20 protein-coding genes and 2 pseudogenes are annotated in these 20,572 nt (G+C 56.9%); 9 read left to right on the forward strand and 13 right to left on the reverse strand.

Features of this window, described 5'->3' with window-relative positions; all coding sequences use genetic code 11:
• Nucleotide 1 precedes the first annotated feature (1 nt).
• On the forward strand, nt 2–958 hold the full coding sequence (locus GTU79_RS23065; RefSeq protein ID WP_203523874.1) for a glycoside hydrolase family 43 protein: 957 nt from the start codon (nt 2–4) through the stop codon (nt 956–958).
• Between the two features lie 5 nt (nt 959–963).
• Here GTU79_RS23065 and ampE read toward each other — a convergent pair whose 3' ends face one another.
• Nucleotides 964–1,818 (reverse strand): beta-lactamase regulator AmpE, encoded by an 855-nt coding sequence (gene ampE, locus GTU79_RS23070; protein WP_203523875.1) that lies wholly within the window; start codon nt 1,816–1,818, stop codon nt 964–966.
• On the reverse strand, nt 1,815–2,393 hold the full coding sequence (gene ampD / locus GTU79_RS23075; protein WP_203523876.1) for a 1,6-anhydro-N-acetylmuramyl-L-alanine amidase AmpD: 579 nt from the start codon (nt 2,391–2,393) through the stop codon (nt 1,815–1,817). Before ampD ends, ampE begins: the two co-directional genes overlap by 4 nt.
• A gap of 263 nt (nt 2,394–2,656) precedes the next feature.
• Between ampD and nadC the strand changes: the two genes are divergently transcribed.
• Nucleotides 2,657–3,547, forward strand: a complete 891-nt coding sequence (gene nadC / locus GTU79_RS23080) for a carboxylating nicotinate-nucleotide diphosphorylase (protein ID WP_214513410.1) — start codon at nt 2,657–2,659, stop codon at nt 3,545–3,547.
• A 57-nt stretch (nt 3,548–3,604) separates the two neighbouring features.
• Here nadC and GTU79_RS23085 read toward each other — a convergent pair whose 3' ends face one another.
• From GTU79_RS23085 to GTU79_RS31595, 3 genes and pseudogenes are all read right to left on the reverse strand, one after another.
• Nucleotides 3,605–4,300, reverse strand: coding sequence for a hypothetical protein (locus GTU79_RS23085; protein WP_203523878.1), 696 nt, complete (start codon nt 4,298–4,300; stop codon nt 3,605–3,607).
• Nucleotides 4,301–4,337: 37 nt separating this feature from the next.
• A pseudogene (locus GTU79_RS23090) lies at nt 4,338–5,545 on the reverse strand (IS256 family transposase).
• A complete protein-coding gene (locus GTU79_RS31595; protein WP_203523879.1) occupies nt 5,455–5,784 on the reverse strand; it encodes a DUF4339 domain-containing protein in 330 nt (109 codons plus the stop codon). Before GTU79_RS31595 ends, GTU79_RS23090 begins: the two are co-directional and overlap by 91 nt.
• Nucleotides 5,785–6,106: 322 nt before the next feature.
• Between GTU79_RS31595 and ppdD the strand changes: the two genes are divergently transcribed.
• Genes ppdD through hofC form a run of 3 tightly spaced genes read left to right on the forward strand, consistent with a single transcriptional unit; the run spans nt 6,107 to nt 8,895 of the window.
• A complete protein-coding gene (ppdD, locus tag GTU79_RS23100) occupies nt 6,107–6,547 on the forward strand; it encodes a prepilin peptidase-dependent pilin (protein ID WP_214513411.1) in 441 nt (146 codons plus the stop codon).
• A 3-nt stretch (nt 6,548–6,550) separates the two neighbouring features.
• Nucleotides 6,551–7,693, forward strand: coding sequence for a GspE/PulE family protein (locus GTU79_RS23105; RefSeq protein WP_203523881.1), 1,143 nt, complete (start codon nt 6,551–6,553; stop codon nt 7,691–7,693).
• On the forward strand, nt 7,690–8,895 hold the full coding sequence (hofC, locus tag GTU79_RS23110; protein ID WP_203523882.1) for a protein transport protein HofC: 1,206 nt from the start codon (nt 7,690–7,692) through the stop codon (nt 8,893–8,895). The genes GTU79_RS23105 and hofC overlap by 4 nt, the downstream gene beginning before the upstream one ends.
• A gap of 139 nt (nt 8,896–9,034) precedes the next feature.
• Here the strand turns inward: hofC and GTU79_RS23115 are convergent, their stop codons facing one another.
• Nucleotides 9,035–10,078, reverse strand: coding sequence for a GMP reductase (locus GTU79_RS23115; RefSeq protein ID WP_132926005.1), 1,044 nt, complete (start codon nt 10,076–10,078; stop codon nt 9,035–9,037).
• 196 nt (nt 10,079–10,274) lie between these two features.
• Between GTU79_RS23115 and coaE the strand changes: the two genes are divergently transcribed.
• The 3 genes from coaE to yacG are packed head-to-tail and all read left to right on the forward strand — an operon-like array spanning nt 10,275 to nt 11,863.
• Entirely contained in the window at nt 10,275–10,898 is a 624-nt protein-coding gene (gene coaE, locus GTU79_RS23120) for a dephospho-CoA kinase (protein ID WP_203523883.1), read from the forward strand.
• The gene (gene zapD / locus GTU79_RS23125; protein WP_132926001.1) at nt 10,895–11,650 is read left to right on the forward strand and encodes a cell division protein ZapD; all 756 of its coding nucleotides are present in this window, start codon (nt 10,895–10,897) and stop codon (nt 11,648–11,650) included. Before coaE ends, zapD begins: the two co-directional genes overlap by 4 nt.
• A 15-nt stretch (nt 11,651–11,665) precedes the next feature.
• Complete coding sequence (yacG, locus tag GTU79_RS23130; RefSeq protein WP_132925999.1) at nt 11,666–11,863, forward strand: DNA gyrase inhibitor YacG; 198 nt, start codon at nt 11,666–11,668, stop codon at nt 11,861–11,863.
• Here the strand turns inward: yacG and mutT are convergent.
• From mutT to secM, 3 genes are all read right to left on the reverse strand, one after another.
• Nucleotides 11,860–12,255, reverse strand: coding sequence for an 8-oxo-dGTP diphosphatase MutT (gene mutT / locus GTU79_RS23135; RefSeq protein WP_132928012.1), 396 nt, complete (start codon nt 12,253–12,255; stop codon nt 11,860–11,862). The two genes, yacG and mutT, sit on opposite strands and share 4 nt — an antisense overlap.
• Before the next feature lie 55 nt (nt 12,256–12,310).
• On the reverse strand, nt 12,311–14,983 hold the full coding sequence (gene secA, locus GTU79_RS23140) for a preprotein translocase subunit SecA (RefSeq protein ID WP_214513412.1): 2,673 nt from the start codon (nt 14,981–14,983) through the stop codon (nt 12,311–12,313).
• Nucleotides 14,984–15,072: 89 nt separating this feature from the next.
• Nucleotides 15,073–15,594, reverse strand: a complete 522-nt coding sequence (gene secM, locus GTU79_RS23145) for a secA translation cis-regulator SecM (RefSeq protein WP_203523885.1) — start codon at nt 15,592–15,594, stop codon at nt 15,073–15,075.
• A gap of 27 nt (nt 15,595–15,621) precedes the next feature.
• Here secM and GTU79_RS23150 point away from each other — a divergent pair, with 27 nt between their 5' ends.
• Complete coding sequence (locus GTU79_RS23150) at nt 15,622–16,149, forward strand: DUF721 domain-containing protein (RefSeq protein ID WP_132925993.1); 528 nt, start codon at nt 15,622–15,624, stop codon at nt 16,147–16,149.
• 77 nt (nt 16,150–16,226) lie between these two features.
• Here the strand turns inward: GTU79_RS23150 and lpxC are convergent, their stop codons facing one another.
• From lpxC to ftsQ, 4 genes and pseudogenes are all read right to left on the reverse strand, one after another.
• Nucleotides 16,227–17,144 carry a UDP-3-O-acyl-N-acetylglucosamine deacetylase gene (gene lpxC / locus GTU79_RS23155; RefSeq protein WP_132925991.1) on the reverse strand — a complete coding sequence of 306 codons (918 nt, stop codon included), beginning with the start codon at nt 17,142–17,144 and terminating at the stop codon, nt 16,227–16,229.
• Between the two features lie 100 nt (nt 17,145–17,244).
• Complete coding sequence (gene ftsZ, locus GTU79_RS23160; protein ID WP_132925989.1) at nt 17,245–18,405, reverse strand: cell division protein FtsZ; 1,161 nt, start codon at nt 18,403–18,405, stop codon at nt 17,245–17,247.
• Between the two features lie 71 nt (nt 18,406–18,476).
• Nucleotides 18,477–19,732: pseudogene (ftsA, locus tag GTU79_RS23165) on the reverse strand (cell division protein FtsA).
• Complete coding sequence (gene ftsQ / locus GTU79_RS23170; protein WP_203523886.1) at nt 19,732–20,571, reverse strand: cell division protein FtsQ; 840 nt, start codon at nt 20,569–20,571, stop codon at nt 19,732–19,734. Before ftsQ ends, ftsA begins: the two are co-directional and overlap by 1 nt.
• Nucleotide 20,572 lies beyond the last annotated feature (1 nt).

A 20,572-nucleotide genomic window follows, 5' to 3' on the forward strand; every position in this document is an offset into this window, starting at 1 on the left:
CATGAGCCAAACACAGTGGCCCAATCCATTAATCGAGCAGCGTGCCGATCCTTACATCTACCGGCATTTCGATGGTTATTATTATTTCACCGCCTCGGTGCCGGAATACGATCGGCTGGAGATTCGACGCTCGGCTACCCTGGGAGGATTATCCCATGCCGAACCGGCGGTGGTGTGGCATAAACACCAGCACGGGGAAATGAGCGCGCTGATTTGGGCGCCGGAACTGCATTTCATCGACAAAAAATGGTATCTCTATTTTGCCGGCGCCCATTCGCCGGAGATTGTCGACGGGCTCTTCCAGCATCGCATGTTCGTCCTGGAATGCGCCGACGGCAATCCCCTCACCGGCACCTGGATCGAAAAAGGGCGCATACGGACCCCGCTGGACACATTCTCCCTGGACGCCACCCATTTTTTCCATCAGGGGCGGCACTATTATGTCTGGGCGCAAAACGATCCGGACATCCGGGGCAATTCCAATCTCTATCTGGCCGAGATGGCCACGCCCTGGTCGCTGAAAACTCCGCCGTCAATGCTGAGCAAACCTGAACTGCCCTGGGAAACCAATGGTTTTTGGGTCAACGAAGGGCCGGCGGTCCTGCGCCACGGACAGCGGCTGTTTATCACCTATTCCGCCAGCGCCACCGACACCAATTATTGCATCGGCCTGCTTTGGGCGGATATCAACGACGATATCACCGATCCCCGGGCCTGGCATAAACTGCCGCAGCCGGTCTTTCGCACCCACTGGCAAAACCGGCAGTTCGGCCCGGGCCACAACAGCTTTACCCTAAGTGAAAACGGCGAGGATGTGCTGGTCTATCACGCCCGATCCTATACAGAAATCACCGGCGACCCGTTATACGACCCCAACCGCCATACGCGGATCAAGGTTTTTCATTGGGATGAAGAAGGCATGCCCCGCTTCGGCGAACCGCCGGCGGACCACGCCTGATGGCCTCAGACCAATGCGCCGTAAATGGTCAATAGCGCCACCACCACCACGATCACGTTGGTTATCTTTTTCGCCAGCGAAACCGCCGCCCGCGGGGTCTGCACCTCATCCAGGTGCGGGTCCCGCGCCAGGGAGAACTGCGCCAGGCGGGTCAGTACCTGATACTGGCCGGTATGCAGGTCCGCCAGCGAGGCAAACCAGGCCGGCAGGGCTTTTTCGCCGTGTCCCAGCAAGGCGTAAGCTACGCCTGCCAGCCTGACGGGTATCCAGTCCAGCCAGTGCAGCATAGTGTCTATACCGGACTGCGCCCGCTTCAGCGGGGTGGCGCGGCGCGCCAGCCAGGTCTGCCAGGCGCGCAAAAAGGCATAACCGGCAAGCAGAACCGGACCGTAGGGTCCGCCGGACACCAGCCAGAACAACGGCGCCAGATAAAAACGGAAATTGATCCATAGCAGCGCATTTTGCAATTCGTGCAAACGTTCTTCTTTATCGCAATCCACCGGCAGACCGTGAATCAGAGTCAACTCTTCGCTCATCGCGTCGCAGGCATGGCCGTCTCCCCGCGCGGCGGCGGTGATATAGGCCCGATAGTGCTTGCGAATGCCGCCCGCACCGATGCAAAGCAGGGAAATCAAAATCCATAACAGCAGCCGCGGCGCGCCGAAGAAAAAATTCCCCGCCAGCCTCAGGCATAGCGCCACCGCGACCATCCAGCAAATCGCCAGCAAAATCGTCAGTGCGGGAGATACAAAGCGGGTACGGGCAAACACCCGCTCAAAATAGTGATCCAATTGCCAGTGATCGCCCATTTTAAATAAGCGTTCCCATGCCAGTACCAGTAATAATGTAAACAGTGTCATGAATCCTGGTGCTCCCTGTCTCGGTCCTCGGTGCTCGGTGAAATCAACTCTCTATAATGATGCCATAGAAAAGCCGGTCCGGGATCGGTTTTACGGACGGGGGCAATATCGCTATGACCGGCTATGCGGGCCGGCGTAATCGGATAATGCCGCATCAGCAGCCGCGTAAGTTCGGCCAGCCGGAGGTATTGCTCATCGGTATAGGGCTGATTATCAGTGCCTTCCAACTCGATGCCAATGGAAAAATCATTACAGCGTTCCCGCCCGGCGAAACATGAGACGCCTGCATGCCAGGCGCGGCGATGGAACGGCACATATTGCACAATCTCGCCGTCGCGCCGGATCAGGCAGTGGGCCGATACCCGCAGGCCCTGTATCTGTGAGAAGAAAGGATGTTCGTCTGGGGTAAGCGTGCCGGTAAATAAGCGATCGATATAGGGTCCGCCAAACGATCCCGGCGGCAAACTGATACCGTGCACCACCAGCAGCGAAGGAATTTCGCCGTTCGGCCGTTCATCGCTATGGGGGGACGGGACCCGTTTAGTGCCTGTTAACCAGCCGTTTTCCAACTCCATTCGCCACCTCCGCTCTCTGCCTCCACGCTCTATACCCTAGATAATTCGAATTGCAGGTGGGGTGAGCGAGTACAAATCTGCAGGAGCAGATTTGAACGCGACTTGCCGCGGCCCCGCCAGGGGCGAGGCCCATGGAGGGGCCGAGTATGGCCAACGCACCTGCAGCTTGAAGTATGACGGTATGGCTGTCGGCAGTAGTACTTATCTAAGCAACAGAGTAGCATGTTTCCTCTATTCTCTTTATTCGCTATTTCGGAGTTTTTATGCCGACACGTCGTTATAACGCTGAACGCCGCCGGGCCGAATTGCTTGAGCGTATTCAGTATGATATCCCCTTGACCGTTACCCGGGCGCTCAGCGAAGCCCTGGGGGGCACCGCCGATCCCGAGGCCGATATTACGGCGCTGTTATTGCCCCGCGACCGCCAGGCCGAGGCGGTTATCATCACCCGCGAAAACGGTATTTTCTGCGGGCAGCAATGGCTGGAGGAAGTGTTTCGGCAGTTAGGGGACGGGATCCGGGTGGAGTGGCAGGTGAAGGACGGCGATGCCATCCGGGTTAACCAGCCGCTGTGCCGGCTGCGTGGACCGGCGCATCTATTGCTGACCGGTGAACGCACGGCGCTGAATTTTGTGCAGACCTTGTCCGGCGTGGCGTCGGAGGTGAAGCGTTATGTCGATAAGCTGGCGGGTACCCATACCCAACTGCTGGATACCCGTAAAACCTTGCCCGGACTGCGGACCGCGCTGAAGTACGCGGTACTGTGCGGCGGCGGCAGCAATCACCGGCTGGGCTTGGCGGACGCCTTTTTGATTAAGGAAAATCATATCATCGCCGCCGGGTCCATCGCCAAGGCGGTGGAAAACGCCGTGGCCCTGCGCGCCGACGTGCCGGTGGAAGTAGAGGTGGAGAGCCTGGATGAACTGCGCCAGGCCCTGGAGGCCGGCGCCGATATCATCATGCTGGACAACTTTACGCTGGCGGATATGCAGCGGGCCGTTGCCGCCACCGGGCAACGGGCTTTGCTGGAGGTTTCCGGTAACGTTACCCTGGAAACCCTTCACGAATACGCCGCCACCGGCGTGGATTATATTTCCGTCGGCGCGCTGACCAAACACATCCGCGCCCTCGATCTGTCCATGCGATTCCAATAGCAGCGCCGGGATGGCGGACACGGTGTCCAGGCAGTTATGGCAGCGGTACCGTATCGCTCAGTGACCGCTGAATGTCCGGTCCAGTTCCGCTATCAGCGCTTCGAGCCGGCTGAAGCTTGCGGCGGTCTGTTGATTAACGGCGGCGATAAAAATTCCATAGCCGCCTTGGGCATTGGTGACATGCACCACATAATGCCTGGCGTGATCGGCCCGACTGGTGGCAATGCCGGTCCAATTGGACAATACGCTGGTGTGGCTGTAAGTCCCCGTATTGATAAAACGCAGGCTGGGTTCACTGGTTTTCAAATAATCCACCAGTTGAACCAACGTCTGGTTCTGGTTTTTCACGACACTGAGATTCACCACAATATCATCGCTGGTAAAAGAACTGGCGAGAGTAGTAGGGTCAGCCGCAAGCTGCTTGATGGTCCAACCGCTGCCGATATTCGCCGGTACCTGGGTAATGGGGTTGCGCCATAAGTGTTCCGCGGCCATGGTGATGCCGTCATGAGGCTGTTGCGAGCGGGGGATTAGCAGGGGTAGCGTGACTTTTTGTCTGAGATAAACGCCCCAGCCCGGCAGGTATGCACTCGTAGCAAGGTAAACAGATGCCCCCGCCGCGATCAGGAGACACGCCGATAGCACGAAGGTAACGCCGTGACGCGCGGCTCGGGGATGGGTAACGCTGGTTTTATGGGGCGCGGCCGGCAAGAGCGGCGGCGGGGAGTTTAAAAGCGGTTTCAACTCATCCATGGCGGCCCTGTACATGATTCTGTGTAAATGCCTTTCCTCAGAAGTGACCGTCCAGGCGGTCACCGAACTCGATAATAAAGCGGCTCATCGCCATACGCCAGTCCTTCAGCGGCATCGTCCATTTCTGTGATGCTGCCTGGATCGCCAGCCACACCACCTTTTTCACTGAGTCGTCTGTCGGGAACACCTTACGCTTTTTGATCGCGTGGCGGATTACGCTGTTCAGCGACTCGATGGCGTTGGTCGTGTAGATCACCTTGCGGATGTCCGGTGGGTAGCCAAAGAACGTGGCAAGATTCGCACAGTTTACCTGCCAGCTGCGGCTTATCTGCGGATAGCGGTTATCCCAGGCACTGGCGAACGCTTCCAGCGCTTGCAAGCCAGCCTCTTCCGTAGGCGCCTGATAGATGGCCTTCAGGTCCCGGGTGACGGCTTTGTAGTCCTTCCAGGAGACGAACCGCAGACTGTTGCGCACCATATGCACGATACACAGCTGGATACGCGCCTGCGGGTAGACCGCATTGATGGCGTCCGGGAAGCCTTTCAGACCGTCAACGCAGGCGATGAGAATATCGTTCAGACCGCGGTTTTTCAGCTCCGTCAGCACGTTCAGCCAGAACTTTGCCCTTCATTTTCGGCCAGCCACATCCCCAGCAACTCTTTCTGCCCTTCGATATTGATGCCCAGGGCCAGGAACACGGTTTTGTTGATGACGCGGCTATCTTGCCGAACTTTAAGTACGATACAGTCAAGGTAAACAATGGGATAGACAGTATCCAGTGGCCGATTTTGCCATTCTACAACCTGCTCCATCACGGCATCAGTCACCTTCGATACCAGCGCCGGCGAAACATCAGCGTCATACAATTCTTTAAACGCGGCGGCGATCTCGCGGGTGGTCATGCCTTTGGCGTACAACGACAGGATCTGGTTGTCCATGCCGGTGATCCGGGTCTGGTTTTTCTTCACCAATTGCGGTTCGAAGGACCCCTCTCGATCGCGCGGAGTACGCAGTTCCAGTGGCCCATCGCCGGTGGTTACTGTCTTAGCCGAGTAGCCGTTGCGGGCATTGGAGCCGGTCCTGGGCTGATTTTTATCGTAACCGAGGTGATGTGTCATTTCAGCGTTTAGAGCCGCCTCGACACTGATTTTTTTCAGTAAGCGATCAAACTGGTTGAGATCTTCCGGGGTTTTAAGATTTTTGGCCAATTCGTTAGCCAGAGCCTGCAACTGTTTTTCGTCCATAAATTAACCTGTTTTTGATGTTGGATAGAAGATATCAAAATCAGGCAATTACACAAATCTATGTACAGGCTCTCCATGGCGGCCAACGGGGTCCACTGCGGCATCCCTTCACGCCAGACAAGACTCTGCGCACCCAATATCCGATGTTGTAATAGCTTCTCCAGCGTAGCCAAGGTTACCGGACCCTGCCGCTTACCATCCACAATGTACCACCAGCCGATCATATTGAGCATTGCCATTATTTTAATAGGGATATCAATACGGACACATTACCGCCAATATGCCGAAGGGAACTGAGGCAAAGGACTTTCTCGCGTACAGCAACGTACTTTGTAAATTCTTGTTAAGGTCATATTTTATTCTATATTCACATTATCATCATCTTCTTTTCGCACACCCCTTGACCGTCCGCTATTGCCAACCCCCGCGCAAATTCCCTTAAGGCTCTATCGGCCGCCACGTTTTTTTTGCGGCATTCCCTCCCCCGCCGCGAACTGCCGCTGGCCTGCCTCAGGTGTTATCGGTAAGGTCGGCCTTGGATCAACAGGGAGGGGAACGCCGGTGAATAATCAGCAGGGATTTACTTTGGTGGAACTGATGGTGGTAATGGCCATCATCGCCACATTAAGCGCCATCGGATTGCCGGGATATCAACGTTACCTCGATAATGCCGCCCTGACCGATATGCTGCATATGCTGTCCCCCTACAAATCGGCGGTGGAATTATGCGCCATGGAGCATGGGGATATGAAGGAATGCCGCGCCGGGGAGTCCGGCATTCCGGACGGACTCTCTTCCCGCTATGTCGCCGGAGTGGAGGTTAGCGAGGGGGTTATCCGCCTGACCGGCAAGCAGGCGCTGGAAGGGCTCACGCTGGTGCTTACGCCGGAGCGGCATGCCGGCGGGGTGCTTTTGACCCGCCGCTGCGATGCCGCCGGCAAAGGTCAGCATCTGCAGCGCCCCTGCCAGGCGCTGTTCCGTTTCGACGGCGCAAAGGAGTAGGACATGATTGCCGCCCATGATACGCCGGTACAGCTCGAGGACTACATAGAGGGACTGCTTGGCGAGGCGGCGGCCAGCCGGGCTTCCGATATCCATATCGAACCCTGCCCGTCGTCGGAGTACCGCGTACGGTTTCGCATTGACGGCCTGCTGCGCAAATATGGCTTTTGCGTTCCGGCCCTGGCAGCGCGCCTGGTAGTAGGGCTAAAGATGATGGCCGGGATGGATATCGCCGAGCGCAGGCTTCCGCAAGACGGACAATTATCCTTTGGGAAACCGGATAGCGGCCATTCATGCCGCGTTGCCACCCTGCCGACCCTGTGGGGAGAAAAACTGGTGCTGCGTCTGCTGCGGCGGGAGACCGGCGGGCTCACCCTTGAGAATCTCGGCATGCCCGCGGCCCTGCGGCGGCAGTTCCTGCGCCGGCTGCAGCAGCCGCAGGGTTTGGTACTGTTCACCGGCCCCACCGGCAGCGGCAAGACCATGACGCTTTATAGCGCCATACAGGCTCTGGACCGCCACCGGCTTAATATCTGCAGCGTGGAGGACCCGGTGGAAATTCCGCTGGCGGACATTGCGCAGTGCCAGGTGAACCGTAAAGCACGGCTGGATTTTCCGGTATTGCTGCGCGCCCTGTTACGCCAGGATCCGGATGTGATTATGGTGGGGGAAATCCGCGATGCCGAAACCGCCGAGATTGCCATCAATGCCGCCCAAACCGGCCATCTGGTCTTGTCCACGCTGCATACGCTGACCGCCGCCGACGTACCGCAGCGGCTGCGCCAGCTGGGAGTGGATCCGGCCCGCATCAGGCCGGTGCTGCGGCTGGTGATGGCGCAACGCCTGGTACGCCGCCTTTGCCCGGCCTGCCGTAAGGAAACAGCTTCAGGCGCGGCCCGCACTCGGGAAGACTTTATGCCGGTCCAATCCTGGCGCGCGGTGGGATGCAACCAATGCCATGAGGGGTATAACGGCCGGCACGGGGTATTCCATCTGTCTTCCGGGGAGTTACTGCCGGATTCGGCGCGGGCGCAGACAGAAAGCCCAAAGCGCCCCGACGGTTTATGGCGGGCGGGCCTGGCGCTGGTGGCACAGGGCGTCACCACGGTGGAAGAGCTGCGGCGCGTACTGGGTGAACCGGCATGAACGGTTATTGGTTATATCGCTGGCGCGGTATTACCGATGAGGGCGAAATACGGGAGGGCCACTTGCTTGCCGCCGGGAAAATGTCGGCCAGGCAGGATTTGATCAATCAGGATCTTCAGCCGCTGGCGGTGCGAACTATCGGCTACCTGTCCTCAAGGTATTGGCACGACGGCCGGCTGATGGATTTGACGTCACAGCTGGCATCGCTGCTGGAGGCGGGACTGCCGCTTAGGGAGAGTCTGCGCCTGCTGGCGGACGATCATCCCCGCGTCGGCTGGCGCTGCCTGCTGCGTTTACTGAGCGCAAAAATCGAGCAGGGCCACACCCTTTCTTTGGCCTGCGGCGATTTTCCCGTGGTGTTCTCACCGCTCTATTGCGGGCTTTTGGCGCTGGGAGAGCTTACCGGCCGACTGGACCGCTGTTGCCGCTTACTGGCGGAGCACGAGTTACGCCTGGGACAGTTGAAAAAGAAGGTCCGCGGCGCGCTGCGCTATCCGGCGTTTATCTGCCTGACCGCAGCGGCGGTGCTCACTCTGATGCTGACATTGATACTGCCTGAATTCGCCAGGCTCTACGCCGGCGTGAATGCCCCGCTGCCGGCTCCGACCCGCGGACTGATGGCTCTGGCGGGGGCGGCGGGCGATCATTGCCTGACGGCGCTGCTGGGCGCCCTGTCGCTGTACGGAGGATATCGGCGTGTCTGCTACTATCATCCCCGTTGGCGGCAGCGGACCCAGGCGGCGCTGTTATACCTGCCGTGGCTGGGCAGGCTGGTACGCCATCATAATCTGCATCAATTGTTTCAGACGCTGGCCATCACTCACCAGGCGGGCATCACCCTGGATAACGGGCTGGAGATGGCCGTGCGCACCCTCCACCATCCCAGCTTTCGCCACGCGGCACAATTGCTGCAACAGCATATCAGGCAAGGCTTCGCCTTATACCAGGCATTTGAAGGGCAGCGGCTGTTTCCGCCCCATTGCCGGCATCTTATCAAAACCGGCGAGCATACGGGAACGCTGGACGAGGTATTCCAGCAGCTGGCGCGCCTGCATGAACAGCAGACCTACCGCCTCGCCGACGGTCTGGCGCAGCTGGCCGAACCGCTGCTGCTGCTGATTATGGGCGGCCTGGTATGCGCCATGGTGATAGTGCTTTATTTGCCGCTGCTGCAGCTAGGGGAGGTGTTTGGTGATTTTTGAGGCATCGTTTCGGCAGTAAAACAAGACCCGCAGTTACCGGGCAGTAAAATAGCAACCCCCTTCGCCTGAACGCGCAGAGGGTTGCCGGTGCGGATCGCCTTTCACCTTAAGGGCCGTCAGCATGACCGGATCAGGGTTGTTACAGCTGGGTAAATACCTGATTTTCCTGCTCGGCCACCCGGATAAAGGTGGTGCGCTTGGTTAACTCTTTTAGCCGGGACGCGCCGACATAGGTACAGGCCGACCGCAAACCGCCGAGGATATCGCGGATGGAGTTTTCCACCGGTCCGCGCAATGGCAGCTTCACCGTTTTACCTTCCGCGGCGCGATATTCCGCGACACCGCCCACGTGCCGTTTCATCGCATCTTCAGAGCTCATGCCGTAAAACAGCATGAAATTCTCGCCGTTCTCCTCCACTACCGTGCCTTCACACTCGTCATGGCCGGCCAGCATGCCGCCCAGCATCACAAAATCGGCGCCGCCGCCAAAGGCTTTGGCCACGTCTCCCGGCACCGCGCAACCGCCGTCACTGACTATCTGGCCGCTTAGCCCATGGGCGGCGTCCGCGCATTCAATTACCGCGGACAATTGCGGATAGCCGACCCCGGTTTTCACGCGGGTCGTGCACACCGAACCCGGCCCGATGCCGACTTTGACGATATCGGCGCCGGAGAGAATGAGTTCTTCCACCATTTCGCCGGTAACCACGTTGCCGGCGCAAATGACTTTATCCGGGCAGGCTTCCCGCGCCTTCTGCACGAAATTCACGAAATGTTCGGAATAGCCGTTGGCGACGTCGATGCAGATAAAGCGTAATAACGGCGACAGGGCCAAGATCTGCTGAAGTTTTAGGAAATCGGCATCCGACGTGCCGGTGGAAACCATGATATGCCGCAAAATAGCATCCGGCATACGGCTGATAAAGTCTGACCACTGCTGAATGCTATAATGCTTATGGACGGCGGTGAGAACATCAAAGGCCGCCAGCGCTTCCGCCATGCGGAAGGTTCCGACGGTATCCATATTGGCGGCGATGATGGGAATACCCGACCAGTTGCATCCCGAATGTTTAAAAGTGAACTCGCGCTGGAGCTCAACGTCGGAACGACTCTTGAGAGTGGACCGCTTTGGGCGGATAAGTACGTCTTTAAAACCTAGCTTGATATCTTCTTCAATACGCATGCGGGATTTCCTGGTGGATGGCGAAGAATCGCAAAAATGTCCGGGTACAAAATGCCAGTTCCAGTGACGGTATCATACGCCGGATTATTGTTACGGCAAGACTGCGAAAATCGCCGGATTTACGCTACAATCGTACCAATTTATCCACGGACCGCTAAATTCATCATTCCCGAATCGGTGGGAGACAGCTAATAGTATGCGTTACATTGTTGCATTGACAGGGGGAATCGGCAGTGGCAAAAGTACCTTGGCCAACGCCTTTGCCAAACTGGGTGCCACGATAGTCGACGCCGATATTATCGCCCGCCGGGTAGTGGAGCCGGGCAGCGATGCTTTGCAGGCAATCCGCGAACGTTTCGGCGACGCCATGCTTTTGCCCGACGGCACGCTGGACCGTGCCCAGCTGCGGCAGCGCATCTTCAGCTCCCCGCCGGATAAGGCGTGGCTGAACGCATTGCTGCATCCCCTTATTCAGCAGGAAACCCAACAGGAAATGGCCCGCGCCTCCGGGGCCTATATCATGTGGGTAGTGCCGCTATTGATTGAAAACCACCTGCAGAACCGTGCGAACCGGGTATTGGTGGTGGATGTCGATACCGAAACACAGGTGGCGCGTACCATGGAACGCGACGGCATAAGCCGCAGCCAGATAAACAATATTCTCGCTGCGCAAGTATCACGGGAACAGCGTCTGGCCAGTGCCGATGATATTATTAATAATAACGGGCATCCCGGGGATATAACGGACAGTGTGGCAAAGCTGCACCAGCGTTATCTCGGACTTGCGGCATCAGCAACCCGACAGGATCAATCATTATGAGTGAAATCTACTCGACAACGGTGCTTTTCGAGCATCCGTTAAATGAAAAAATGCGCACTTGGCTGCGCCTGGAATTTTTACTGCAACAACTGTATAACTGTTCGGAGCTGGTTGATATCTCAAGCGCATTGCCGTTTTTCCGCACCGTCGCCGACCTGCTGGACGTTCTCGAACGCGGCGATGTGCGCACTGAAATGTTGAAAGAGCTGGACCGGCAGCAGCAAAAAATGCTGCAGTGGGACGGCGTACCCGGTGTTGACAGCGAGCGGGTGCGAACGCTGCGCAATAATTTAAAACAATGCGCCGCCGTATTGATGTCCGCACCAAGGCTGGGGCAGGCGTTGCGTGAAGACCGCTTAATCGCATCGGTGCGCCAGCGGCTCTCCATCCCCGGCGGCTGTTGCAGTTTCGATTTACCCGGTTTGCATATTTGGCTGCACCTGCCGCAGACCCATCGCAACGGCCAGATCAACACCTGGCTGAAAACCCTGGACCCCTTGAATGCCGCATTAACCTTAACCCTGGACTTGGTGCGGCATACCGAACCCTTTAAAAACCAAATCAGCCTGAACGGTTTTTTTCAGGATAACGCCGAGGATGCGGATTTGCTGCGTATGCGCATCCCCCTGGTTTACCAGCTCTACCCGCAGGTTTCCGGCCACAAGACCCGTTATGCCATCCGCTTTTTATCCCTGGATAGCGAAAACGGCGTCATCCCCAATCGTTTACCGTTTGAATTGGCCTGCTGTTGAATGTAAGAGGTACTGATGAGTGAAGATATTATTCTGGTAAGCTGCCCCACGTGCGGCGCCGAAGTGAAATGGGAACCACAAAGCAAATTCCGTCCGTTTTGCAGCAAACGCTGCCAGTTGATAGACCTGGGAGAGTGGGCGGAAGAGGAAAAGTTTATCCCCAGCGACGGCCAGATAACCGATAGCGATGACTGGAGCGAGGATAAGTATTAGGACGTTGCGGCGATAAGCTGACGAATAATGGCGGCATTGGCGGGAGGAAACTCGGATGCATCGAGTTCTTCCTGCGGGCACCACCGCACCGGCTGTCCTTCGTTGCCATAGGGAGTGCCTTGCCAGTGCTCCACCAGGTAAAAATAGAACGCCATCTCACGATCGGGGAAATGGTGCTGGCTGGTGGATAACAGCTCCGGATGCTCCGCCTCGATGCCGGTTTCTTCACGCAATTCCCGGATCAACGCCTGTTCAGGCGTTTCGCCTTTTTCCACTTTGCCGCCGGGGAACTCCCAAAAGCCGCCCATATGGGTATGTTCAGGCCGTTGGGCGATAAAAATTTCATGCTGTGCATTACGGATAATGCCCACGGCAATCGTCATTAAATTCATTGTCACAGGTTCTCCGAGCGACATGCGCGACCTCTGGTCGCGCCTGCTCCATTAATTATTGCTGTAATTTGCCGTGGCACTGTTTGTATTTTTTGCCTGAGCCGCATGGGCACGGGTCGTTGCGTCCCACCTTGCGCCCTTCCCGCAGCGGTTGGTTAAGCTCCGCCGGTTCCGCCATCATGGGTTCGGGCTGATGGCTAAGCTGCTGCTGCCGCGCCAGGCGTTCCGCCTCTTCGCGGCGCTGCTGCTCCAGCGCTTCGACCTCTTCCGGCATCCGTACCTGGACTTTGCTTAGAGTGCTGATCACTTCATATTTAAGCGATTCCAGCATGGCGGCAAACATGGCGAAGGATTCGCGTTTATATTCCTGCTTGGGATCCTTTTGGGCATAGCCCCGCAAATGTATACCCTGCCGCAGGTAGTCCATTGCCGCCAGATGCTCTTTCCACAATGAATCCAGCGTTTGCAGCATGACGCCTTTTTCAAAGCTGCGCATCATTTCCACGCCCACCACTTCTTCTTTTCGGCGGTATTGTTCCAGGGTCTGTTCAAGAATACGCTCGCGCAGCGTCTCTTCATGCAGGCCTGGTTCTTTATCCAACCACTCGGCGATGGGCATGTCCAGATCGAAATCATCCTTCAAGCGTTTTTCCAGTCCCGGCACATCCCACATCTCTTCCAGGGATTGCGGCGGGATATAGATATCAAGGATGGTTTTAAGCACATCTTCACGGATGCTGAGGATGGTTTCGCTGATATCCGCCACGTCCAGCAATTCGTTGCGCTGGCTGTAAATGGCGCGGCGCTGGTCATTGGCCACATCGTCATATTCCAGCAGCTGCTTGCGGATATCGAAGTTGCGGCTTTCCACTTTCCGCTGGGCGTTGGCAATGGCTTTGGTCACCCAGGGGTGCTCGATGGCCTCGCCGGGTTTCATGCCCAGCTTGCGCATCATGCCGGAGACCCGATCGGAGGCGAATATACGCATCAGCGCATCTTCCATCGACAAATAGAAACGGGACGAGCCGGGGTCCCCCTGGCGGCCTGAACGTCCGCGCAGCTGGTTATCGATACGGCGGGATTCATGACGTTCGGTACCGATGATATGCAGGCCGCCCGCTTTTAATACCTGATCATGGCGAATCTGCCAGGCTTCTTTGATGCCGGCGATCAAATCCTCGGTGGGCTCTTCCAGATGGGCGATTTCCGCCTGCCAGCTCCCCCCCAGCACGATATCCGTACCGCGCCCGGCCATGTTGGTGGCGATGGTCACCTGGCCCGGCTGTCCGGCCTGGGCCACGATATCCGCTTCCATGGCATGGAATTTGGCGTTCAGCACTTTATGTTCGATACCGGCTTTATCCAGTTCCGCGGAAACCACTTCCGATTTTTCAATGGAGATGGTCCCCACCAGCACCGGCTGCCCCCGGGTGGAACAGGTATCTTCGATGATGCGAATGTAGACCATCGGCCGCGAATTGGCCGGTGGGGGCACCACGATGGTATCAAGCTTGTAGATCGAGCTGAATTCAAAGGCTTCGGTATCGGCGGTACCGGTCATGCCGGCCAGTTTTTCGTACAAACGGAAATAATTCTGGAACGTGATGGAAGCCAGGGTCTGGTTTTCGTTCTGGATCGCCACATGCTCCTTCGCTTCCACCGCCTGGTGCAGACCGTCCGACCAGCGGCGCCCCGGCATGGTACGGCCGGTGTGCTCATCGACGATGATCACTTCACCATCCTTGACGATATAATCCACGTCCCGCGCAAACAGCACATGGGCGCGCAGGGCGGCGGTCACGTGATGCATCAACATGATATTGGCCGGCGAATAAAGGGATTCCCCCTCTTCCATAATGCCCGCCTGCACCATCAACTCTTCGATAAGCACCAATCCGCGCTCGGTCAGGTTGACCTGGCGGGATTTTTCATCCACCGAAAAGTGCCCTTCGCCGTGAAAAGTGTCGGAATCTTCTTTATCCTGGCGAATCAGATGGGGAATCAGCGTATCCACCCGGATGTAGAGTTCGGAGCTGTCTTCCGCCGGGCCGGAAATAATCAGCGGCGTACGGGCTTCATCGATAAGGATGGAGTCCACTTCATCCACCAGGGCATAGTGCAGCTTGCGCTGTACGCGCTCTTCCGGGCTGAACGCCATATTGTCGCGCAGGTAGTCGAAACCGTATTCGTTATTGGTGCCGTAGGTGATATCGGCGGCGTAGGCGGCTCGTTTGGCCGGAGCCGGCATCTGCGGCAGGTTGATACCCACCGTCAAGCCGAGAAATTCGAACAGCGGGCGGTTGTTTTCAGCATCGCGCTGCGCCAGGTAGTCGTTGACGGTAACCACATGAACGCCTTGACCGCTCAGCGCGTTGAGGTATGCCGGCAGGGTTGCGGTCAGGGTTTTACCTTCACCGGTACGCATTTCGGCGATACAGCGGTCGTTGAGCACCATACCGCCCACCAGCTGGACGTCGAAATGGCGCATGGCGAATACCCGTTTACTGGCTTCGCGCACCACGGCAAAAGCCTCGGGCAGCAGGCTGTCCACCGTTGCACCGTTGGCCAGGCGTTCGCGAAACTCGATGGTTTTCGCCGCCAGTTGCTCATCGGTGAGCTTCTCCATATCCGGCTCCATCCGGTTGATAATCTCAACCGTTTTGTTCATCCGGCGCAGGGTACGATCGTTACGACTCCCAAAAACTTTAGTAAGCAATTTTGATAACATAATTATTTAAATCTCGTCACGGCCGGAACTGACTGAAATGCAGCGGCCCATAATGGCATAAAGGATAAAAAAAATTTTGTGGCGGCAGGTTAGACTGCGCGGGCGGGTCCGGCTCGAATTCCCTGTACCTGGGCCAGGCGAATTCCTGTACGATGATCAAAGAAGGGTTGGTATACTCCCTGCCGGAGGGAGCGAATGACCGAGGGTTGTTTGGATTCCCGTGTCAGCAGACCGTTCAGGACGGTGAGTAGTACCTGATGCTGGACCTTCAGCGGCGCGACGTTTTCCGCCAGCGGCAATTTTTGTCCCAGAGGCTCCGGCACCCACGCCACGGAAAGATGGCGGATAGCCGTGCGAATGGCATGCTGGTGCCAATAATCCACGGCAAAGTAAGGCCGTCGCTGGGTTTCTTTCAGAAACGAAAGATTGGCGAAGCCGGCATTAAACGCGTTTTGCCGGCTGGGGCTGGACAGGGTATTGGCCAGGTGTGCCTGTTCCTGCCCGCTGTTGAGCACCAAAGGCACGCCGAGTCCCGCCGCCACCATCCCCAACAGGAGGTGCGGCCAGAAATAACGTCTGCCAAATTGTCGCCAACGATTTAAAATACCCATAACTTAATGCATTCCGCCGGAGTTTATATGCGTGACAGTCGTCCACAATCCATTGATATCCTGCTTGGCTCCCTGACGACACCGGAGCGGGATTCGTTGTTGCATATTCAGCAACGAGCAGTGGCGCTGTTAAAGCTGAACCGCGCGGTGGCCGGCATATTGCCCGCGCCACTGCAACCCTGGTGTCGCGTAGCCAACTTCCGCCAGGGCGTTTTGATTATTGAAACCGCCAATGCCAGCTGGATGATGAGGTTACGCTATGAACAATCTACGTTATTATCCGCGTTACGAGCGCAGATTCTACCATCATTGTCATCAATCGACATCAGGATTAACCCGACTCTCGCCACAAAAGGCCATCAGATTATGCAAAACCGCGGCGAACCGTTACCTGGGGAGGGGAATAGTGAAGGGCAGAAGCGAAAACTGAGCCGGCAAAGCGGCGAAGCGATTCGGCATTTGGCGGCGCGAAGCCCGGAGAAGCTGAAAAAAATGCTCGAACGACTGGCGAGGCTGGCCGGAGAAGGTGCCGACCCCGCCAATCGAAACGATTAAAAAACACATCATTGCAGGCTAAAACCAAACCCTTGCGCCATCAGGCAAGACGGCGCGGCAAGGCTGGAGCGAAACCTTTATGCCATAACAAAAGAGGGGGCGGTAAAGGTCAGCGGCATTTCGGCTTCGTCTTCAAAGGTCACCAGTTCCCAGGCTTCCTGACGCGCCAGTACCGCCTGCAACAGCTTGTTGTTCAGGGCATGGCCGGGTTTATAGGTGGTAAACGCGCCGATGATGTTGTGACCGCACATGTACAGGTCGCCAATACCGTCCAGCATTTTATGGCGGACGAACTCATCTTCGAAACGTAAACCGTCTTCGTTCAGCACTTTGTAGTCGTCCACCACAATGGCGTTATCGAAGCTGCCGCCCAGGCACAGGCCCCTGGACTGCAGATATTCGATATCGCGCATGAACCCGAAGGTGCGTGCACGACTGATTTGCCGGACGAAGGACTCGGCGGAAAAATCCAGGCGATAACGTTGCGAGCTAGCATCAATCGCAGGATGATTGAAATCAATGGTAAAATCGAGCTTGAAGCCGTTAAACGGCGTCAATTCAGCCCATTTATCGCCATCCTCCACGCGAACCGACTGCTTGACGCGCAGGAATTTCTTAGCACAATTCAGCTCTTCGATTCCGGCATCCAGCAGCAGATAGACAAAGGGGCTCGCGCTGCCGTCCATAATAGGAATTTCAGGCGCATTGACTTCAATGACGATGTTATCGATGCCCAAACCCGCCAATGCGGCATTGAGATGTTCGACGGTGGATATACGAACATCATGCTCATTGACCAGACACGTACAAAGCATGGTATCACGCACCGATTTCGCATCCGCCGGGAAATCCACCGGAGGATTGAGATCCGTACGGCGATAGATGACCCCGGTATTAGCCGATGCAGGGCGCAAAGTCAGTGTGACCTTTTTACCGGTATGTAGACCCACACCCGTGGCCTGCACAATACGTTTAAGTGTCCGCTGTTTGATCATCGATTTATCTCGCAATGTTATCCGGACCACCGACAAATTATAGCCGAGCGTCGGTGGGGCAGTTTAGCACAAAGAGCGGAGATTCCAAATACCCCAATCCTTAATCCGCCTGTTTGCGGAGAAAAGCGGGAATATCAAGATAATCAGGTTCTTTACCTGCCTGCGAAGCCTGTTCGTTTACCGCTTTCGCCGCGATCTTTTGCTCCTGCTGCATCGGCGACATGCCGTGAGCGTGCTGCTGATAGCGGTTATCCATCACCTGCTGCGTGTTCTGCTTATTGGTGACCAGCGTGATTTCCGGACGTTTGTCCATGCCGATACCGGTAGCCACCACGGTCACGCGCAGTTCGTCGTTCATATCCGGGTCCAGGGATGTGCCGATAACCACGGTGGCGTTATCCGACGCAAAAGCACGGATGGTGTTGCCCACGGTTTCGAATTCGTCCAAACGCAAATCGAAGCCGGCGGTGATGTTGACCAGTACGCCGCGCGCGCCGGACAGGTCGATATCTTCCAACAGGGGACTGGAAATGGCCATCTCCGCCGCTTCTTCCGCCCGGTCTTCGCCGCAGGCCACGCCTGAGCCCATCATGGCATAGCCCATTTCGGACATGACGGTACGCACATCGGCAAAGTCGACGTTCATCAGACCCGGCCGGGTTATCAGCTCGGCGATGCCTTGTACCGCGCCCTTGAGCACGTCATTGGCCGCACCGAACGCATCCAGCAGCGAAATGCCGCGGCCCAGCACCTTCAGCAGCTTGTCGTTGGGGATGGTAATCAGCGAATCCACATGCTTGGACAGCTCGGCAATGCCCTGTTCGGCAAAGGCCATGCGCTTCTTGCCTTCGAAATTGAAGGGTTTGGTCACCACGGCCACGGTAAGGATGCCCAATTCCTTGGCCACTTCCGCCACCACCGGCGCCGCGCCGGTACCGGTGCCGCCGCCCATGCCGGCCGCGATGAACACCATGTCCGCGCCCTCAAGGGCCGCACGCAGCGCCTCACGGTCTTCCTCGGCGGAATTTCGGCCCACCTCGGGATTGGCTCCGGCTCCCAGACCCTTGGTGATGCCGCCGCCAATCTGTATGGTCTGTCCCACCGCGGTTTTACGCAATGCCTGGGCATCGGTATTCACCGCGAAAAATTCCACGCCTTCGATGCGTTCGCGCACCATATGTTCCACGGCATTGCCGCCGCCGCCGCCGACGCCGATGACTTTAATCACCGCGTCATTGGTTAATTCCATAGGTTCAAACATAATTTCTCTCCGTTTTGTGCCTGTCGCATCGGAATCCGCCGCCTGCACAGCAAGATCCCGCAAGTAAGATATTAAAACTCTTTCCTCAGCCAGCTGCTGATACGTTTTACCCAGTTGCTTACCGAGGTACGTTTTTCTACTTCAACCTCACCGCTCAAATGAGATTCTTTACCATAATGCAATAACCCGACGGCGGTTGAATAATAAGGCGCCTGAGCGTAATCCGTCAGACCGGTAATATTCAGCGGCGTCCCGATGCGCACCTGGGTATGGAACACCCGTTGCGCGCAGGCCGCCAGGCCGTCAATTTGAGCCGCGCCGCCGGTCAGCACGATACCGGCGGCCAGATGATGCTTTACTCCCTGCTGGCGAAGCTGTTCCTGCAGTTGCAGGATTTCGTCATTCACCAGGTTCAGCAATTCGGTATAACGGGGTTCAATCACCTCCGCCAGGGTCTGCCGCTGCAGACTGCGCGGCGGACGTCCGCCGACGCTTGGAACTTCCACGGTTTCGTCTTTGCTCACCGCCGACCCCAGCGCGCACCCGTGCCGGACTTTTATGGCCTCCGCATCGGCGGGGGCGTACCAAAAGCATAGGCGATATCGCTGGTAACCACGTTGCCCGCGTACGGGATAACCTTGGTATGCCGCAGCGCGCCGGCGGTATACACCGCCATGTCCATGGTGCCGCCGCCGATATCCACCACGCAAACCCCCAGTTCCCGCTCATCTTCGGTCAGTACCGCGTAGCTGGAGGCCAGGCCGGCGAAGATCAGCTGGTCCACTTTCAGGCCGCAGCGTTCAACGGCCTTAACAATATTTTTCGCCATATCATTATGGCAGGTAATCAGATGAACCTTGGCTTGCATCCGCACGCCGGACAATCCCACCGGATTTTTGATACCTTCTTGATAATCAATAGCATAATCCTGTGGAATCACATGTAAAATTCTATGTTCATCACGAACGCGCACGGATTTTGCGGTATGCACCACATTCTCCACATCTTCCTGCGTAACTTCTTCTTCTGAAATAGGAACCATCCCTATCTCGTTCTGGCAGCTGATATGTTTGCCGGACAGCGCCAGGTATACCGAAGATATCTGGCAATCGGCCATCAGTTCGGCCTGATCGATGGCGCGCTGCACGCACTTCACCACCGATTCGAGATCATTGACGCCGCCTTTATCCATACCCCGGGACGGGCAACTGCCCACCCCGATAATATTGACCATGCCATCGGGCAGAACTTCCCCTACCAATGCGGCAACCTTTGCCGTACCGATCTCCAGTCCAACTACCAATTTTCTGTCCGTCGACTTGATCATTATTGTTTAGCCTGTACCTGATTCTGACTCTGTTGCGAATTGCTTTTTGCATCGTCGATAAACGCCGGCGCCCATCCAACGGCAACCCCCGCGTCGTAACGCAAGTCCACATAACTAATACGTTTATTATCGGTCCGGGCCTGCTGGAGAAGGACCGGATAAATCCCGATAAAGCGCTGTAAACGCCGGGTTCTGTCGTCCCGGCCCAATTCGAGCCGGGTATCATCCGCCAGAGTGAGCTGCCATGAATGGCGCGCGCTCATACTGACGGTCTTCAACGTAAGCTTATGGGCCGCCATCACCTCATTCATCTCGCGGTAACCCGTCAGCACATCCTGCTCTCCGCCCTCCGGACCGTACAGCAGCGGCATGGTCTGATGGCCGACCCGTTCCGCCGGCGCGCTGAACACCTTGCCGCCGGCATCGAGCATATGAAGATCGTTCCAGCGCGCCACCGGCACATACTCCACCAGGTGGATTTTCAGTTCGTCAGGCCACTGCTTGCGTACGCTGGCCTGCTTGATCCAAGGCAATCGCTCGATCTGCTGCTGGATAACGTTGACGTCCTGCGTCATAAACGTCCCCGGCGCCCCCAGGGACAAAATCGCCTGGCGAATATCGTCATTGGTGGTGTAATAACGCTGCCCGGTAACCACCAGTCGGGACAGGGGCAAACGATGCACATCCTTCATCCAGGCAACCACCATCCAGCCGCCCCAGACAATGGTGGCCAGCACCATCAGCAGAAACAGCAAACCCGCGAGCTGGCCGCCGTTGCTGCGTCTGCCGGCGTCATCTTCCGTCTCGCGGTTGCGGATGTTTATCGCTGCCTGGGACATA

This window comes from Sodalis ligni, assembly GCF_016865525.2.
GTDB classification, from domain to species: Bacteria; Pseudomonadota; Gammaproteobacteria; order Enterobacterales; family Enterobacteriaceae; genus Acerihabitans; species Acerihabitans ligni.

What these genes read in the sequence shown, in the direction of transcription:
- GTU79_RS23065 (WP_203523874.1), top strand. Translation starts at nt 2, where the DNA reads ATGAGCCAAACACAGTGGCCCAATCCATTAATCGAGCAGCGTGCCGAT.
- ampE (WP_203523875.1), bottom strand. Translation starts at nt 1,818, where the DNA reads ATGACACTGTTTACATTATTACTGGTACTGGCATGGGAACGCTTATTT.
- ampD (WP_203523876.1), bottom strand. Translation starts at nt 2,393, where the DNA reads ATGGAGTTGGAAAACGGCTGGTTAACAGGCACTAAACGGGTCCCGTCC.
- nadC (WP_214513410.1), top strand. Translation starts at nt 2,657, where the DNA reads ATGCCGACACGTCGTTATAACGCTGAACGCCGCCGGGCCGAATTGCTT.
- GTU79_RS23085 (WP_203523878.1), bottom strand. Translation starts at nt 4,300, where the DNA reads ATGGATGAGTTGAAACCGCTTTTAAACTCCCCGCCGCCGCTCTTGCCG.
- GTU79_RS31595 (WP_203523879.1), bottom strand. Translation starts at nt 5,784, where the DNA reads ATGGCAATGCTCAATATGATCGGCTGGTGGTACATTGTGGATGGTAAG.
- GTU79_RS23105 (WP_203523881.1), top strand. Translation starts at nt 6,551, where the DNA reads ATGATTGCCGCCCATGATACGCCGGTACAGCTCGAGGACTACATAGAG.
- hofC (WP_203523882.1), top strand. Translation starts at nt 7,690, where the DNA reads ATGAACGGTTATTGGTTATATCGCTGGCGCGGTATTACCGATGAGGGC.
- GTU79_RS23115 (WP_132926005.1), bottom strand. Translation starts at nt 10,078, where the DNA reads ATGCGTATTGAAGAAGATATCAAGCTAGGTTTTAAAGACGTACTTATC.
- coaE (WP_203523883.1), top strand. Translation starts at nt 10,275, where the DNA reads ATGCGTTACATTGTTGCATTGACAGGGGGAATCGGCAGTGGCAAAAGT.
- zapD (WP_132926001.1), top strand. Translation starts at nt 10,895, where the DNA reads ATGAGTGAAATCTACTCGACAACGGTGCTTTTCGAGCATCCGTTAAAT.
- yacG (WP_132925999.1), top strand. Translation starts at nt 11,666, where the DNA reads ATGAGTGAAGATATTATTCTGGTAAGCTGCCCCACGTGCGGCGCCGAA.
- mutT (WP_132928012.1), bottom strand. Translation starts at nt 12,255, where the DNA reads ATGAATTTAATGACGATTGCCGTGGGCATTATCCGTAATGCACAGCAT.
- secA (WP_214513412.1), bottom strand. Translation starts at nt 14,983, where the DNA reads ATGTTATCAAAATTGCTTACTAAAGTTTTTGGGAGTCGTAACGATCGT.
- secM (WP_203523885.1), bottom strand. Translation starts at nt 15,594, where the DNA reads ATGGGTATTTTAAATCGTTGGCGACAATTTGGCAGACGTTATTTCTGG.
- GTU79_RS23150 (WP_132925993.1), top strand. Translation starts at nt 15,622, where the DNA reads ATGCGTGACAGTCGTCCACAATCCATTGATATCCTGCTTGGCTCCCTG.
- lpxC (WP_132925991.1), bottom strand. Translation starts at nt 17,144, where the DNA reads ATGATCAAACAGCGGACACTTAAACGTATTGTGCAGGCCACGGGTGTG.
- ftsZ (WP_132925989.1), bottom strand. Translation starts at nt 18,405, where the DNA reads ATGTTTGAACCTATGGAATTAACCAATGACGCGGTGATTAAAGTCATC.
- ftsQ (WP_203523886.1), bottom strand. Translation starts at nt 20,571, where the DNA reads ATGTCCCAGGCAGCGATAAACATCCGCAACCGCGAGACGGAAGATGAC.